Here is a 15,808-nt window from a genome sequence, read left to right as displayed (position 1 = left end):
TGTCCCGGGAAGAGAGTATCGGTGAAGGCAGGCGCCGAACGCAAAGCCGGCGGCGCGCTGGATTTCACGGCCGCGTGGTGCATGAAGATGGCATTTTTTAGCCGTGATGTCAGCAGCTTGCAAGGAATGCGAGCATCGCCCGCAGCCGGCTCCGGAGACCCGTAGCGCGAGGGGCCGGGCTTGCCGGCGAGCTCCCTCGATTCGATGGATATCTCTGTCAAAGTCCGCCCCTTCCTGGTGTAAGCCTATCCGCAGGCTGAGATCCGTAGGTCCTCAACCGGACTTGCTACTGCGACCGATCACCGACCTGTTCGGTTATCCACTCCCGGAAAGCGCGACTGATCGGATTTTCGAGCTTGCCTTCCGGAATGGCGAGATAATAGCTGTTCTCCGTCTGCATCGGTCGATCGAGAACGATCCGCAGGGTGCCTGCGGTAAGTTCCTGCTCGATCAGATAGCGAGGCAAAAGGGCAAAACCGAGACCTGCAGTCGCCGCCTCGATTACCATCGAGAATTGATCGAAGCGGTTGCCGCGATAGGCGCCGTCCTGCTCGACGCCGTTTACCTCGAACCATTGCGCCCAGAGCTTGGGCCGCGTCGCCAGATGCAGCAGCGGGCCGCCGCCGATGTCCGCAGGCGCCTCCACCGGATGCATCGAAAGGAGGGTCGGGCTGGCGGCCGGCACGATGACTTCGCTGCAGAGATAGTTGCAAATGGCGCGCGCCCAGACGGGCTGGCCGTAATGGATCGCGAGGTCGAAGTTCTGCTCTTCGAAGTCGAACGGCTCCGAACGGGAGGCGATATTGACGACGGTGCCCGGATGGCGCCTCAGGAAATCGGGCAGGCGCGGCACCAGCCAGCGGCTGCCGAAAGTCGGAAGCGATGCGATGGAGAGGCTCGAGTCGGCCCGCGCCGACGCCATGGCGCGAACCATCAGCTCTTCGGTCTGGTTCAGAAGCCGGCGCACCTCGGGCAGGAATTTCTGCCCCGCATCGGAAAGAATGACCCGCTGGCGAACCCGCTCGAAGAGCAGCACGCCCAGCTGGTTTTCGAGATCCTTGATCTGACGGCTGACGGCGCTCTGGGTGAGATTGAGCTCCGCGGCGGCCTGGGTGAAACTGCCATGGCGCGCCGCGCATTCGAAGGCCTGCAGCGTCGTCACGTCGGGAACCAGTCGGCGGCTCAACTTCATTCCAGCCTCGCATCAACATAGTCAGAAGCAGCGCGATCCAAGCTCACAGCCTTCCGATATGATCAGAATTAAGAATGACCTTGTCCTTCATCCATAGCGCGAGGCGAGCCCCAGTGAAAGAGAATAGTTTCGTATCCGCCGACGATATCCGCTCGGCCTTTTCCGCTGCGATGTCGTTGATGTACCGCGAAGAAGTACCGGCCTACGGCACGCTGATGGAGCTCGTCGCAAGGGTCAACGGCGAAACGCTCTCGGCCGACTCCACCCTCAAGGAGAGGCTGGAGGCGACGGATTCGCTCGAACGCATTTCCGAGGAGCGTCACGGCGCGATCCGTCTCGGCACGCCGGCGGAGCTTTCGATGATGCGCCGTGTATTTGCCGTGATGGGCATGTATCCGGTCGGCTACTACGATCTGTCGACCGCCGGGGTGCCGGTCCACTCCACGGCCTTCCGGCCGGTCGGAGACGCGGCTCTGAAGCACAACCCCTTCCGCGTCTTCACCTCGCTTCTGAGGCTCGACCTCATTGCCGACGAGGCTCTTCGCGCCGAGGCGGAGGCGATCCTGAAAGAGCGCCGGATCTTCACATCCGGTGCGGTCGATCTTACCGAAAAGGCCGAGCGCGACGGCGGCCTCGACAAGGCCGATGCCGAGCGTTTCGTCGCCGAAGTGCTCGAGACCTTCCGCTGGCACGACGAGGCGAATGTCGGCGCCGACATGTACGAGCGCCTGCACGATGCGCACCGGCTGATCGCCGACGTGGTCTCCTTCAAGGGGCCGCATATCAACCATCTGACGCCACGTACGCTCGACATCGACCGCGTCCAGGCGCTGATGCCGGAATATGGCATTGCCCCGAAGGCCGTGGTCGAAGGGCCGCCGACACGCAAGTGCCCGGTCCTGCTTCGCCAGACCTCCTTCAAGGCGCTCGAAGAGCCGGTTTCCTTCCGTAGCGCCGATGGCGGATGGAGGACCGGCTCGCATACCGCCCGCTTCGGCGAGATCGAGCAGCGCGGCATCGCCTTGACGCCGAAGGGCCGCGGTCTCTACGACCGGCTGCTCGACGAATCGCGCAAGATCGTACGTCCGGCCGCCGATGGTTCAAACGCCAGGGAATACGAAGCGGCCTTGACCCAGGTCTTCGAGGCCTTCCCCGACAGCTGGGCGGAAATCCGGCAGGCGGGCCTCGGCTATTTCAGCTACTCCCTGACGGAGAAGGGCCGGCGGACGAAGCTGCCGGGCCGGCGCGATCTCAATTCCCTGATCGCCGACGGCCTCATTCGGTTCGATCCGATCGTCTATGAGGACTTCCTTCCCGTCAGCGCCGCCGGTATCTTCCAGTCGAACCTCGGCGACGGTGCGCAGCAGGAATTCGAGGCGAGCCCGAACCAGAAGCGCTTCGAGACCGATCTCGGCGTCGCCGTACTCAACGAATTCGACCACTATGCCGGCATCGAGCAGGCATCGATCGAAGGCTGCCTCAAGGCGCTTACCGCCGCCATGGCAGCGGAGTGATACGCCGGCGATGATTGACGAGCACCATATCGACGCATTGACGAAGCTCCTTGGCGACAAGGGCGTCGTCACGCGTCGGGAGGACATGGAGGCTTACGAGACCGGCGCACGCTACGACCGCGGCCGCGCGGCGGCCGTTCTGCGTCCGGCAACGACGGAAGAGGTCTCGGCCGCCGTCGGTTACTGCGTCCGCAGCGGCATCGCCCTCATCCCCCAGTCGGGCAATACGGGTCTGGTCTCGGGGTCGACGCCGGACGAGTCGGGCAGCGAGGTCGTCGTCAGCCTCGACCGGCTGACCCGCCAGTTTGCGCTCGACGTCGACAATCGCTCCGTGCGCGTCGACGCCGGCTTTCGCCTGTCCGAGCTCAACCGGCGGCTGGAGGAACACGGCCTGTTCTTCCCGATCGATCTCGGCGCCGACCCTCGGATCGGCGGCATGACCGCCACCAATACCGGCGGCTCGCGCTTCCTCAAATATGGCGACGTGCGCCGCAACATGCTGGGTCTGAAAGTGGTCCTCGCCGACGAAGCGGGCACGGTGCTCGACCTCGGCTCGGACCTGCGCAAGAACAATACCGGCATCGACTGGAAGCAGATCTTCATCGGCACCTCGGGCGCCTTCGGCATCGTCACCGAATGCGTGCTCAATCTCGAGCGCCTGCCGAAGCAGACGGCGACCGCCTTCCTGGTGCCGGCGAGCGGCGCGCATGTCCTGCCGCTCCTGAAGGCCATGGAAGAGCGGCTCGGCGCCTATCTCTCGGCCTTCGAGGGAATGTCGGGGAACGCGATCGCCGCGGCCTTCGCCCATGTGCCGGCGCTGAAGAACCCCTTCCAGGGCGGCAAGGTCCCCGACTACGTCATCCTTGCCGAAATCTCCCGCACCTCGAGCCCGCGCGAGGGCGAGCAGCCGCTCGACGCGGTTCTCGAAAGCGTGCTCGCGGAGATATGGGAAATGGAAGAGGCGCCGCTCGCCGATGCACTCGTCGGCCCGCCGCACGAGATCTGGGCGTTGCGCCATGCGCTTTCGGAGGGCGTAAAACACCTCGGCAAGCTGATCGCCTTCGATCTCTCCTTCCGCAGGGGTGACATCATGGTCTTCTGCGACCATATGAAGGCGGAAATGCCGGAAAAATTTCCGGGCGTCACGGTCTGCGATTTCGGCCATATCGGCGACGGCGGCGTTCACTTCAACCTGGTCGTCGCGAAGGATAGTCCGCTACTGGCCGATGCGACCTTCGAGCAGCGTCTGCGCGATTGGGTCTTTGCGGTCGCGGTCGAGCAATATCACGGCAGCTTCAGCGCGGAACATGCGCTCGGCCGCCGCAATCAGGCTTATTACGATCTCTACACGCCGGAAAAATTGAAGAACATGGCGGCCGGCCTCAAGACGCTCACCTCGCCGGGCAAGCTCGGCAGCGTGCGCTTCGGTTAGGTCATCGCGCCAGCTACAAGACGGGAGTCACCACATGAACATTGCAGCCAAGAAAATCGACGTCGCGAGCGAGGCAGCCGCGCTCCTCGAGAAAATGGGCGTCGCCAAGGACCTCTACACCGGCGGCGACATGCCGTCCTTCAGCCCGGTCACCGGCGAGAAGATCGCCAGTCTCAAGACCGTGTCTGCCGCTGAAGCCGCCAGGGAGATCGAGAAGGCCGACGAGGCTTTCCGCGTCTGGCGTCTCGTGCCGGCGCCGAAGCGCGGCGAGCTCGTCCGGCTTCTCGGCGAGGAACTGCGCTCCTTCAAGGCCGATCTCGGCCGCCTCGTCTCGATCGAAGCCGGCAAGATCCCGTCCGAGGGCCTCGGCGAAGTGCAGGAGATGATCGATATCTGCGATTTCGCCGTCGGCCTTTCCCGCCAGCTCTACGGCCTGACGATCGCCACCGAGCGTCCCGGTCACCGGATGATGGAAACCTGGCACCCGCTCGGTGTCGTCGGCATCATTTCCGCCTTCAACTTCCCCGTCGCGGTCTGGTCGTGGAATGCGGCGCTCGCGCTCGTCTGCGGCGACGCCGTCGTCTGGAAGCCGTCGGAAAAGACGCCGCTCACCGCGCTCGCCTGCCAGGCGATCCTGGAACGCGCCATCGCCCGTTTCGGCGACGCTCCGGAAGGCCTGTCGCAGGTCCTGATCGGCGACCGTGCGATCGGCGAGGCCCTCGTCGACCATCCGAAGGTGCCGCTGGTCTCGGCGACCGGCTCCACCCGCATGGGCCGCGAGGTCGGTCCGCGGCTTGCCAAGCGCTTCGCTCGTGCGATCCTGGAACTCGGCGGCAACAATGCGGGCATCGTCTGCCCGTCCGCCGACCTCGACATGGCGCTGCGCGCCATTGCTTTCGGGGCCATGGGCACCGCCGGCCAGCGCTGCACGACCCTGCGCCGCCTCTTCGTCCATGAAAGCGTCTACGATCAGCTCGTGCCGCGCCTGAAGAAGGCCTATCAGTCGGTCTCCGTCGGCAACCCGCTGGAATCGGCCGCACTCGTCGGACCGCTCGTCGACAAGGCGGCCTTCGACGGGATGCAGAAGGCGATCGCCGAGGCAAAGAGCCATGGCGGTGCCGTCACCGGCGGCGAGCGCGTCGAGCTCGGCCACGAGAACGGCTATTACGTCAAGCCGGCACTGGTCGAAATGCCGAAGCAGGAAGGCCCGGTTCTCGAAGAAACCTTCGCGCCGATCCTCTACGTCATGAAGTACAGCGACTTCGACGCCGTGCTCGCCGAGCACAATGCGGTTGCCGCCGGACTTTCCTCCTCGATCTTCACCCGTGACATGCAGGAATCGGAACGGTTCCTCGCGGCCGACGGCTCGGATTGCGGCATCGCCAACGTCAATATCGGCACCTCCGGCGCCGAGATCGGCGGCGCGTTCGGCGGCGAAAAGGAGACCGGCGGCGGCCGCGAATCCGGCTCCGACGCCTGGAAGGCCTATATGCGGCGCGCCACCAACACGGTGAACTATTCGAAGGCTCTGCCGCTGGCGCAGGGCGTCTCTTTCGACATCGAATAATCGAACAGGATCGGCCATGACCATCAATGCAACGGTCAAGGAGGCGGGCTTTCAGCCCGCCTCACGGATTTCCTCGATCGGCGTTTCGGAAATCCTGAAGATCGGCGCCCGCGCCGCCGCCATGAAGCGCGAAGGCAAGCCGGTGATCATCCTCGGCGCCGGTGAGCCTGGTTTCGACACGCCGGAACACGTGAAGCAGGCCGCCTCGGATGCGATCCACCGCGGCGAAACGAAATACACCGCACTCGACGGCACGCCGGAATTGAAGAAGGCGATCCGCGAGAAATTCCAGCGCGAGAACGCGCTGGCCTACGAGCTGGACGAGATCACGGTCGCGACCGGCGCCAAGCAGATCCTCTTCAACGCCATGATGGCGTCGCTCGATCCGGGCGACGAGGTCATCATTCCGACGCCCTATTGGACCTCCTATTCGGACATTGTCCAGATCTGCGAGGGCAAGCCCGTTCTGATCGCCTGCGACGCCTCTTCCGGCTTCCGCCTGACGGCGGAGAAGCTGGAGGCGGCCATCACGCCGCGGACCCGATGGGTGCTCTTGAACTCGCCCTCCAACCCCTCGGGCGCCGCCTACAGTGCGGCCGACTACCGGCCGCTGCTCGAGGTACTTCTGAGGCACCCGCATGTCTGGCTGCTCGTCGACGACATGTATGAGCACATCGTCTATGACGGTTTCCGCTTCGTCACCCCGGCGCAGCTGGAGCCGGGCCTGAAGAACCGCACGCTGACCGTAAACGGCGTTTCGAAGGCTTATGCGATGACCGGCTGGCGGATCGGCTATGCCGGCGGCCCGCGCGAGCTCATCAAGGCGATGGCCGTCGTCCAGAGCCAGGCGACCTCCTGCCCCTCTTCGATAAGCCAGGCGGCTTCGGTCGCGGCGCTGAACGGACCGCAGGACTTTCTGAAAGAACGGACAGCCAGCTTCCAGAGCCGCCGCGATCTCGTGGTCGACGGCCTGAACGCGATCGACGGCCTCGACTGCCGCGTTCCCGAGGGCGCCTTCTACACTTTCTCCGGCTGCACCGGCGTTCTCGGCAAGGTGACGCCATCGGGCAAGAGGATCGAGACGGATACGGATTTCTGCGCCTATCTTCTGGAAGACGCCCATGTCGCCGTCGTCCCGGGCTCGGCTTTCGGCCTCTCACCCTTTTTCCGCATTTCCTATGCAACCTCGGAGGCGGAGCTGAAAGAGGCGCTCGAACGTATCGCGGCGGCCTGCGAGCGGCTTGCGTAAGCGAAGGGCGGGAGTCGCCTCAGAAGGCCCCCTCCCCAACCCCTCCCCACAGGTGGGAGGGGCGTTCTCTCCCGGTCAAAACGTCGGCGGCGTACAGGCGCTGATCACTTCGCAGGGCACCGGCCCGATACAGCGAAAGCGGTGCGGGCGCCGGCTTTCGAAATAATAGGCATCGCCCGGTCCGAGGATGCGCCTCTCGTCGTCCACGGTCACTTCCAGCCGGCCTGAAAGCACGATCCCGCCTTCCTCGCCCTCATGCACCAGCGGCACCTTGCCGGTATCCGCGCCCGGCTGGTAGCACTCCTTCAGGATCTGAAGGCTGCGGCCGAAAAGGTTGTCGCCGATCTGGCGGTAGGAAATCGGTCCCTTGCCGATCTCCACCAGCTCCTCCGCCGCATAGAAAGCCCTGCGCGGCTTCTCCGGCTCGAAGGAGAAGAACTCCGCAAGGCCAATCGGAATGCCGTCGAGGATACGCTTCAACGCGCCGACCGAGGGGTTCGATGCATTCGATTCGATCAACGAGATGGTGGAGTTGGTAACCCCCGCCCGCTTGGCGAGTTCGCGCTGGGAAAGCTTGTGCCTCAGCCGAACATGCCGCAGGCGGTTGCCGATATCGACGCTCATAGCGAACCCCGGTGTTGACCTTGTTTGAAATAGCGAAATTCTAGCAAACTAACCTATTTAAATACAATGTCTTAGATGGCTCTAGAAAAGGACTTGTTCGGAAATCCAAATCATGGCGTCAATCAGCTAACGACAGGAGGATGCCATGAACGCCCACAACAAGCCCAACGCTCCGGTTCTCGACAGCTACTGGATGCCCTTCACCGCCAACCGTCAGTTCAAGGCGGCGCCCCGGCTGCTCGCCGCCGCTGAGGGCATGCACTATACCAGCGTCGACGGCCGGACGGTTCTCGACGGCACCGCCGGCCTCTGGTGCGTGAATGCCGGGCACGGCCGCCGGCAGATCGCCGCCGCGGTCGAGCGGCAGCTTTCGACCATGGACTTCGCGCCGTCCTTCCAGATGGGACATCCGATCGCCTTCGACTTCGCCGAGCGGCTGGCCGAGATCGCGCCCGGCCCGGTCGGCGCCAAGCTCGACCGGGTGTTCTTCACCGGCTCGGGCTCGGAATCCGTGGACACAGCGCTGAAGATCGCACTTGCCTATCAACGTTCGATCGGCCAAGGCACGCGCACCCGCCTCATCGGCCGCGAACGCGGTTATCACGGCGTCGGCTTCGGCGGCATCTCCGTCGGCGGCATCGTCAACAACCGCCGCGTCTTTCCGCAGCTTCCCGGGTCCGACCATCTGCGCCACACCCATGACCCGGCGAAGAACGCCTTCGTCAAAGGGCAGCCGGAGCATGGGGCCGAGCTTGCCGACGACCTCGAAAGGCTCGTGGCGCTCCACGGCGCCGAGACGATCGCCGCCTGCATCGTCGAGCCCGTCGCCGGCTCGACCGGCGTGCTGATCCCGCCGAAGGGCTATCTCGAGCGGCTGCGCGCGATCTGCGACAAGCACGGCATTCTCCTGATTTTCGACGAGGTAATCACCGGTTTCGGCCGGCTCGGTGCGGCCTTCGCGACCGACTATTTCGGCGTCACGCCGGACATCGTCACCACCGCCAAGGGGCTTACCAACGGCGCGATCCCGATGGGCGCCGTCTTTGCCAGCCGAAAGGTGCACGACGCCCTGATGCACGGCCCGGAAGGCCAGATCGAGCTCTTCCACGGCTATACCTATTCCGGCCATCCGGCCGCCTGTGCCGCCGGCATCGCCACGCTCGACATCTATCGCGACGAAGGCCTGATGACACGCGCCGCCGAAATCGAGGGCGACTGGCACGAGGCGATGCATTCCATGAAAGGCCTGCCGCATGTCATCGACATCCGCACCATCGGCCTCATCGCCGGTATCGAGCTCCAGTCGCGCGACGGCGCGCCCGGCGCTCGCGCCTATGACGTCTTCGTCGATTGCTTCGAGCGGGGCCTGCTAATCCGCGTCACCGGCGACATCATCGCCTTTTCGCCGCCTCTGATCGCGGAGAAGCAGCATTTCGGCGAGATCGTCTCGATCCTTGCCGATGCGTTGAAGCGGGTGAAATAACGGCGCTTGAGATAGTTTAAGGGCCCCCTCCCGACGCCTTGGAGGGGGCATTCTCGCACTCATCCAGGCGCCGCTTCAGCGTATCAGGATCGCGCGCAGATCATTGACATTCGTCCCCGTCGGCCCGGGTACGAACAGGTCGCCGCTGGCCGCGAAGGCCGTCCAGGCGTCATGGCGCGCGAGGTGTGCGCGGGGATCGGCGCCTGCCGCCCGCATCCGGCCGACGCTTGCGCCGTCGGCAAAGGCGCCGGCATTGTCCTCGGATCCGTCGATGCCGTCGGTGTCGGCGGCAAGCGCATCGATACCGCCGATGCCGTCAATGTCGAGCGCGAGCGACAGGAGGAATTCGCTGTTGCGTCCGCCCTTTCCGTAACTTTCGCCGGAGATCGTCACCGTCGTCTCGCCGCCGGAAAGCAGCACGACCGGCTTCGAAAAGGGGCGGTTGCGCGAGGCCACTTCCCGCGCGAGCGCCGCATGCATACGGCCGATGTCGCGCGCCTCGCCCTCGATCGCATCCGACAGGATCATCGCCTCGATGCCGCTTTCCCGCGCCCGTGCCGCCGCCGCTTCCAGCGAAACGGCCGCCGAGGCGATGACGTGCACTTCGTTGCCGCCGAATGCAGCATCGTCGGGCCGGGGTGCGCGCGCCGCTTCGGAAGCGAGATGCGCCGTCACCCGCTCGGGCAGGGCGATGGCGTATCGCGCGACGATCTCGCGCGCTTCTTCGAGACTGGACCGATCGGCCACCGTCGGGCCGGAGGCGACGAAGGCCGGATTGTCGCCGGGCACGTCGGAGACGACGAGGCTCACGACTCGCGCCGGGGCGGCGGCAAGTGCAAGCCGCCCGCCCTTGATCCGCGAGGCATGCTTGCGCACCACATTCATGGCGGAAATCGGCGCTCCGGAGGCAAGCAGCGCCTTGTTGACGGCGATCTCGTCCTCCAGGGTCAAGCCGCCGGGCGGGGCCGGCAAGAGAGCGGAGCCTCCGCCGGAGATGAGCGCCACCACGAGATCATCCGCCGTCAGTCCCCCGACGGTTTCGAGGAGCGCCGAGGACGCGGCAAGCCCCGCCTCGTCCGGCACCGGGTGAGCCGATTGCAGGACCCTGATCCGCTCGCATTTCTCGACGGGACCGTGGCGGGCAACGACGGCGCCTGCAAGCGGCCCGTCCCAGAGCCGCTCGAAAGCGGCCGCCATCTGGCTCGCGGCCTTGCCGGCGCCGACCACGATCGTGCGGCCTTTCGGCCGCGCCGGAAGGTGCGCCCGAATGGCGGCTTCAGGATCGGCCGCGGCAACGGCGGCCTCGAAAAGCGATATGAGAAAAGGGCGCGGCTCTATTGACGTCATGGAATCAGACCGAAGTTTCTGGATAGGGAGGCACCTTGAACGCCGCCTTCAGCCGCCGCAACGTTTTTCGATCGGCCGTCCGAAACTGCAACGCCCGATCGCTCCTTCAGCGGACCTCCGCGCGCGCCCGGGGGCGCGCGTCGTTACGCTCGTGCTGGAACACTGCCGGGGGCAGCGGCGGCAATCCGCGGATGATGTCGGCCCCCTTCTCGCCCATCATGATCGTCGGGCCGTTGGTGTTGCAGGACGGGACCCGCGGCATCACCGAGCTGTCGCAGACGCGCAGCCCCTCGATCCCGCGAACCCTGAGCTCCAGGTCGACCACCGCCGCCGCGTCGGTCCCCATCCTGCAGGTGCCGACCGGGTGGTGGTCGGTCTTGGCGTTGGCGCAGCCATAGTCGAAGAGCTGCTCCTCGGTGCGCACATCCTTGCCCGGCAAACGTTCGTCTAGGACGAAGGGCTTCAGCGCAGGCTGCTGCATGATTTCCCGCGCAATCTTCAAACCTTCGAGCGACATCTGCCGATCGTGCGGATCCTCCCAGTAGTTCGGATCGATCAGGGGCGCGGCCGCCGGGTCGGCCGAGGAGAGCCGGACGGTACCGCGCGAGCGCGGGTGCAGATAGGCGGAATTGAGTGTGACCCCGGCATTCTTGAGCCGCGCGACGCCGGCCTCGATGCCCGAACCGAGGCCGAGATGGAACTGGATGTCCGGCGAGCGGGCATTCGGATCGGCATACCAGAAGCCGCCGGTCTCGAAGAGAGACGAGGCAACCGGGCCGGAGCGGAAGAGCACATATTGCAGCCCGGCCCAGAGCGTGCGGTGCAGCCTGGCGACGCCGTCATAAGTGTGATCGCCGGTGCATTCGGAGATGACGAAGAGATCCAGATGATCCTGGAGATTGCCGCCCACACCGGCGAGATCGTGCCTGACCTCGACGCCGACGGAACGAAGGTGATCGGCCGGGCCGATACCGGACTGCAACAGCAGCTTCGGCGAGCCGATCGCACCCGACGAGACCAGCACCTCGCGATCGGCGCGGATGATCTCGACGCCCCTCCCCGTCGCGACTTCCACCCCGACGGCGCGCCTGCCCTCGAGCACGATGCGCGCGACGCGGGCACCGGTGCGCACCGTCAGATTCGGGCGATCCCTGATCGGCGAGAGATAGGCGAGCGAGGCGGAGGACCGGCGGCGGTTGCGCTGCGTCAGCTGATAGAAGCCGACGCCCGCCTGCTGTTTGCCATTGAAGTCGTGGTTGTAGGGAATGCCGAGTTCCTGCCCGGCTCGGATATAGGCGTCGCAGATCGGCAGCGCCGAAACCGGCATGGAAACGCCGAGCGGGCCACCATAGGAATGATAGTCGTCGGCGAAGCGCTGATTGTCCTCGGCGCGCTTGAAATAGGGAAGCACGCTGCGATAGTCCCAGCCGGCGCAGCCCTCCTCACTCGCCCAGAGGTCGTAATCGGCCGCATTGCCGCGAGTATAGAGCTGCGCATTGATGGAAGAACCGCCGCCGATCACCTTGGCCTGGGTGTAGCGCAGCACCCTGCCCTTCATGTGCTTCTGCGGCACCGTGTGCCAGCCCCAACTGGCGACCCCCTTCGTCATCTTGGCGAAGCCGGCCGGCATGTGGAACAGCGGATTCCAGTCGCCGCCGCCGGCTTCAAGCAGCAGCACCCTGACGTCCGGATCCTCGCTCAGACGATTGGCAAGCACGCAGCCGGCCGGACCGGCCCCGGTGATGATGTAGTCGTAGGTCATTCACATGTCCTCAATGTCACGCGCTTCAGGCGCGGTATCAGCTGTCTCGCCATGCCCCTCATCCGCCTGCCGGCGCCTTCTCCCCGCAGGCGGGGAGAAGGGACTCGCGGTGGCCGCATTCGCAACCATGACCGCCGGCTTTTCGGTGGGCACGTCCCCTCTCCCCGCACGCAGGGAGAGGGTTAGGGTGAGGGGCAAATCTCGACGACCGGGTGACGGGAAACGCCCGCACACAATTCACAAGCGCCCGATCGACAATCCCCCATCCGCCTGGATCACCGAGCCCGTGGCGAAACCGAACTGCCCACCGGCAAGCCCGGCGACGATATTGCCGATATCCTCGGGTTCGCCCCAGCGCCGCATCGGCACCAGGCCACTCGCGATCAACCCGTCGTATTTGCCGGAAACCGCAGCCGTCATGTCCGAGCGGACGATGCCGGGACGGACTTCGAAGACCGCGATGCCGGTCTCGGCGAGCCTCAGCGCCAGGCCCTGGCTGAAGGCCGCAAGGCCTGCCTTGCTCATGCAATAGTCGAGCCGCTCGGGCGACGTCATCGCCGCCGAGACCGAGGTGATGTTGATGATTGAGCGCCGCGCCTGAATCTCGCTCGCGAGCATCGCCTTCAGCACGGCCTGCGTGAAAAACACCGTGCCGCGCAGATTGACGCCGACGATCGTGTCGAAATTCTCCGGCTTCAGATCGAGAAAATCGCCACGCACGATGGAGGCGATGCCGGCATTGTTGACAAGGCAGTCGATCCGGCCGAATTCCGCGACGGCCGCGTCGACGGTCGTCTGATGGCTCGAAAGGTCGGCCAGATCGGCGCGCAGGAAGATCACCCGGGCGCCGAGCCCGTTGAGTTCGGCGATTACGGGAGCGACACCCTCCGCATCGCCAATGCCGGTGATGGCGATGTCGAAACCGGTCGCCGCGAGCGCCCGGGCGATCCCCAGCCCGATGCCGCGGCGGCCGCCGGTGACGATCGCGACGGGGCGTGCCTTATCGGTCATGACCGCAGATCCTGTTTTACGATATGATCGGCGACACGCAGCGCCTGGGCGGCGACGGTCAGCGCCGGATTGACGGCGGCGGAGGTCGGCAGGAAGCCGGCATCGACCACGAAGAGATTCGGATGATCGAAGGCGCGGCAATAAACGTCGAGCGGCGCCTGGCCGGGATCATTGCCGATCCGGACCGTGCCGCACTGATGCGAGGGCGTCCGCTTGTCGAAGGCCCGCGCAAGCACGACCGGGAAGCCGGCTTTCTTCAGCACCGCCTTCAGCTTGGCGACGAGATCGAGATGGGCCTGCCAATTGGTGCGCACCCATTTCAGCACGACGCGCTCGCCGTCGACCGTGACGCGGCTCTCCGGTGACGGCAGGTCCTCGCTCATGGCATAGAAGTCGATGCCGCGGGCGGACATCCGGTTCAGCAGCCATTCCGGCATGGCCGGCATGTTCGCCTTCAGGATCGCGCCGGAGATGCGGCCGAGAAGCTGGATATTGCCGAGCGGCGGCCCGCCCGCACCGTCGGAGAGATAGAAGTCGTTGAGACCGAAGGTCTTCTGATAGACCGAATCGTTGCGGTACCAGGGGCTGAGCGCGATGACGGCGCTCGAATTATGGTTCATGAAATTGCGGCCGACCTGATCGGACCGGTTGGCCAGTCCGGTCGGGTTGCTGTCGTCGGCAGAGCGCAGGAGCAGTACGGCCGACTGCACCGCGCCGGCACTGAGAATGACGAGCTTCGGCGAAAGACGGTGCTCCGCCCCGTCCTTGGCGTAGAGCACGGTTCCGATCGCCTTTCCGTCCGGCCCGGTTGCGAGCCGCGTCACCCGCGAGCCGGTCTGCAGCCGCACGTTCGGGAATTTCAGCGCCGCCGCCAGCGCCGCCGTTTCGGCATCCATCTTGCCGTCGGATGAGTTCGGATGCGCGTCCCACGGCGTCTTGCCTTTGGCGAGCCAGCGCTCGATATCGACGCCGAGCGGCAGCGAATAGGGATGGAGGCCGATCTCGGCCAGGCGCTCACGGACCATGGCGATCGCAGGCTCGTCCGGCACCGGACCGTGGGGATAGCCGCTCGAATGAGCGGGTTCCGTCGGGTCCTCACCCAATTTGCCTCGCACTTGGTAAAGCTGCTCTGCCTTGGAATACCACGGCTCGAGCTCCTCATAGGAAAACGGCCAGGCGGGCGAGACGCCGTCCCGGTGCTGCATTTCCTCGAAATCCTTGCGGCGGTACCGGGTCAGCACCGCGCCGTAGAATTTCGAATTGCCGCCGACATTGTAGTAGTTGCCGGGATTGAAGCCGGGGCCGCCCGCCTCGTACCAGGTCTCCTTCGGGCGGAAATGGCCGCGCTGGAAGATCGCCCGCTGGTCGCGATTGACCGGCAGGTCCTCGATATGTGAGCCCGCTTCGAGGATCAGGATCTCGGCGCCCGAGGCGGCAAGGCCCGCAGCGACGGTTGCGCCGCCGACCCCTGATCCGATAATGACGATATCCGGCTGGCTCTCCATCGTCTTCCTCATGCAATCCGCTTTTCGCTTTGCGGGTCGAAGAAGACGGCCTTGTCGAGATTGAAGGCCAGCCGTGACGTCTGTCCGGGCGCAATGCGCGCATCGGCCCTGAGCCTTGCGACGATTTCCTTGCCGCCGAGCCTCGTGACGGCAAAGGTATCGGAGCCGGCCGGCTCGACCACCTCGATCAGGCATTCGCCTTCGGCGACGAATTGCGCATTGCGATCCGCCCCGTCCGGGTCGGTGAGCGCTTCCGGACGGATGCCGAAGACCACCTCCCTGCCGGCATAGGCGGAGAGCGCGCCGTTATGCGGCACGGCTAGTCTCAGGGGTTCGGCATTCGGCCGCGCCAGCGTCACCGAGACTTGAGAGCCTGCGGTTTCTATCTGCGCTTTGAGCAGGTTCATCGCAGGCGAGCCCATGAAATCGGCGACGAACATATTAGCGGGGTTGTTGTAGATCTCCGCCGGCGTTCCGAATTGCTGCAGGACGCCGTCCTTCAGGACGGCGATCTTGGTCGCGAGCGTCATCGCCTCGATCTGGTCGTGCGTCACATAGACGATGGTCGTCTTCATGCGGTGATGCAGCCGCTTGATCTCGGTGCGCATGTCGACGCGCAGCTTCGCGTCGAGGTTCGAGAGCGGCTCGTCGAAGAGGAAGACCTGGGGATTGCGCACCAGCGCCCGGCCCATGGCGACGCGCTGGCGCTGGCCGCCGGAAAGCTGGCTCGGCTTGCGGTCGAGCAGATGGCCGATCTGCAGCATGTCGGCCACCTGCTTGATCGCCTTCTCGCGTTCCTCCTTCGGCACGCCGCGGATCTCCATGCCGAAGGCGATGTTCCCGGCCACCGTCATGTTCGGATAGAGCGCATAGGACTGGAATACCATGGCGATATCGCGCTTCGACGGGTGCAGCCCCGAAACCGAGCGGCCGTTGATGGCGATGTCGCCCGAGGTGATCGGCTCCAGGCCGGCGATCGTGTTCAGAAGCGTCGACTTGCCGCAACCGGAGGGGCCCACGAGCACGAGGAAGCCGCCTTCTTCGATCTCCAGGTTGATGTCCTTCAAGATCTCGAGAGCGCCGTAGGATTTGCGCAGATTGGTGATCTTCAGAAACGACATG

At 65.1% G+C, this 15,808-nt stretch carries 12 protein-coding genes; 5 read left to right on the top strand and 7 right to left on the bottom strand.

Annotated features, from left to right (window positions below):
• Nucleotides 1-286: 286 nt before the first annotated feature.
• Entirely contained in the window at nt 287-1,192 is a 906-nt protein-coding gene (locus BHD07_RS25685) for a LysR family transcriptional regulator (protein ID WP_018098742.1), read from the bottom strand.
• 113 nt (nt 1,193-1,305) lie between these two features.
• Between BHD07_RS25685 and hglS the strand changes: the two genes are divergently transcribed.
• Genes hglS through BHD07_RS25665 form a run of 4 tightly spaced genes read left to right on the top strand, consistent with a single transcriptional unit; the run spans nt 1,306 to nt 6,954 of the window.
• Entirely contained in the window at nt 1,306-2,706 is a 1,401-nt protein-coding gene (hglS, locus tag BHD07_RS25680; RefSeq protein ID WP_338283690.1) for a 2-oxoadipate dioxygenase/decarboxylase HglS, read from the top strand.
• A gap of 10 nt (nt 2,707-2,716) precedes the next feature.
• On the top strand, nt 2,717-4,138 hold the full coding sequence (locus BHD07_RS25675) for an FAD-binding oxidoreductase (protein WP_338283689.1): 1,422 nt from the start codon (nt 2,717-2,719) through the stop codon (nt 4,136-4,138).
• Nucleotides 4,139-4,172: 34 nt separating this feature from the next.
• Nucleotides 4,173-5,705 (top strand): L-piperidine-6-carboxylate dehydrogenase, encoded by a 1,533-nt coding sequence (amaB, locus tag BHD07_RS25670; RefSeq protein WP_338283687.1) that lies wholly within the window; start codon nt 4,173-4,175, stop codon nt 5,703-5,705.
• Between the two features lie 16 nt (nt 5,706-5,721).
• The gene (locus BHD07_RS25665) at nt 5,722-6,954 is read left to right on the top strand and encodes a pyridoxal phosphate-dependent aminotransferase (RefSeq protein ID WP_338283685.1); all 1,233 of its coding nucleotides are present in this window, start codon (nt 5,722-5,724) and stop codon (nt 6,952-6,954) included.
• A gap of 75 nt (nt 6,955-7,029) precedes the next feature.
• Here BHD07_RS25665 and BHD07_RS25660 read toward each other — a convergent pair whose 3' ends face one another.
• Entirely contained in the window at nt 7,030-7,578 is a 549-nt protein-coding gene (locus tag BHD07_RS25660; protein ID WP_018098737.1) for a cupin domain-containing protein, read from the bottom strand.
• Between the two features lie 145 nt (nt 7,579-7,723).
• On the opposite strand from BHD07_RS25660, the gene BHD07_RS25655 reads away from it, so the two are divergent.
• Complete coding sequence (locus BHD07_RS25655) at nt 7,724-9,061, top strand: aspartate aminotransferase family protein (RefSeq protein ID WP_100672669.1); 1,338 nt, start codon at nt 7,724-7,726, stop codon at nt 9,059-9,061.
• A gap of 75 nt (nt 9,062-9,136) precedes the next feature.
• Here BHD07_RS25655 and BHD07_RS25650 read toward each other — a convergent pair whose 3' ends face one another.
• From BHD07_RS25650 to BHD07_RS25630, 5 genes are all read right to left on the bottom strand, one after another.
• Nucleotides 9,137-10,408 (bottom strand): glycerate kinase type-2 family protein, encoded by a 1,272-nt coding sequence (locus BHD07_RS25650; protein WP_338283682.1) that lies wholly within the window; start codon nt 10,406-10,408, stop codon nt 9,137-9,139.
• Between the two features lie 106 nt (nt 10,409-10,514).
• The gene (locus tag BHD07_RS25645; protein WP_324762540.1) at nt 10,515-12,170 is read right to left on the bottom strand and encodes a GMC family oxidoreductase; all 1,656 of its coding nucleotides are present in this window, start codon (nt 12,168-12,170) and stop codon (nt 10,515-10,517) included.
• Nucleotides 12,171-12,407: 237 nt separating this feature from the next.
• Complete coding sequence (locus BHD07_RS25640; protein WP_018098734.1) at nt 12,408-13,181, bottom strand: 3-ketoacyl-ACP reductase; 774 nt, start codon at nt 13,179-13,181, stop codon at nt 12,408-12,410.
• On the bottom strand, nt 13,178-14,698 hold the full coding sequence (locus BHD07_RS25635) for a GMC family oxidoreductase (RefSeq protein WP_338283680.1): 1,521 nt from the start codon (nt 14,696-14,698) through the stop codon (nt 13,178-13,180). Before BHD07_RS25635 ends, BHD07_RS25640 begins: the two co-directional genes overlap by 4 nt.
• Nucleotides 14,695-15,807, bottom strand: coding sequence for an ABC transporter ATP-binding protein (locus tag BHD07_RS25630; RefSeq protein WP_100672663.1), 1,113 nt, complete (start codon nt 15,805-15,807; stop codon nt 14,695-14,697). The genes BHD07_RS25635 and BHD07_RS25630 overlap by 4 nt, the downstream gene beginning before the upstream one ends.
• Between the last annotated feature and the right edge of the window lies 1 nt (nt 15,808).

Origin of the sequence: Sinorhizobium sp. KGO-5 (assembly GCF_036245905.1) — a bacterium.
Classification (GTDB): Bacteria; Pseudomonadota; Alphaproteobacteria; order Rhizobiales; family Rhizobiaceae; genus Sinorhizobium; species Sinorhizobium meliloti_A.
This window is presented reverse-complemented; position numbering and strand designations above follow the sequence as displayed.

Coding starts and splice junctions, on each gene's coding strand:
- amaB (WP_338283687.1), top strand. CDS start 4,173: ATGAACATTGCAGCCAAGAAAATCGACGTCGCGAGCGAGGCAGCCGCG.
- BHD07_RS25665 (WP_338283685.1), top strand. CDS start 5,722: ATGACCATCAATGCAACGGTCAAGGAGGCGGGCTTTCAGCCCGCCTCA.
- BHD07_RS25645 (WP_324762540.1), bottom strand. CDS start 12,170: ATGACCTACGACTACATCATCACCGGGGCCGGTCCGGCCGGCTGCGTG.
- BHD07_RS25650 (WP_338283682.1), bottom strand. CDS start 10,408: ATGACGTCAATAGAGCCGCGCCCTTTTCTCATATCGCTTTTCGAGGCC.
- BHD07_RS25685 (WP_018098742.1), bottom strand. CDS start 1,192: ATGAAGTTGAGCCGCCGACTGGTTCCCGACGTGACGACGCTGCAGGCC.
- BHD07_RS25675 (WP_338283689.1), top strand. CDS start 2,717: ATGATTGACGAGCACCATATCGACGCATTGACGAAGCTCCTTGGCGAC.
- BHD07_RS25655 (WP_100672669.1), top strand. CDS start 7,724: ATGAACGCCCACAACAAGCCCAACGCTCCGGTTCTCGACAGCTACTGG.
- BHD07_RS25635 (WP_338283680.1), bottom strand. CDS start 14,698: ATGAGGAAGACGATGGAGAGCCAGCCGGATATCGTCATTATCGGATCA.
- BHD07_RS25640 (WP_018098734.1), bottom strand. CDS start 13,181: ATGACCGATAAGGCACGCCCCGTCGCGATCGTCACCGGCGGCCGCCGC.
- BHD07_RS25660 (WP_018098737.1), bottom strand. CDS start 7,578: ATGAGCGTCGATATCGGCAACCGCCTGCGGCATGTTCGGCTGAGGCAC.
- BHD07_RS25630 (WP_100672663.1), bottom strand. CDS start 15,807: ATGTCGTTTCTGAAGATCACCAATCTGCGCAAATCCTACGGCGCTCTC.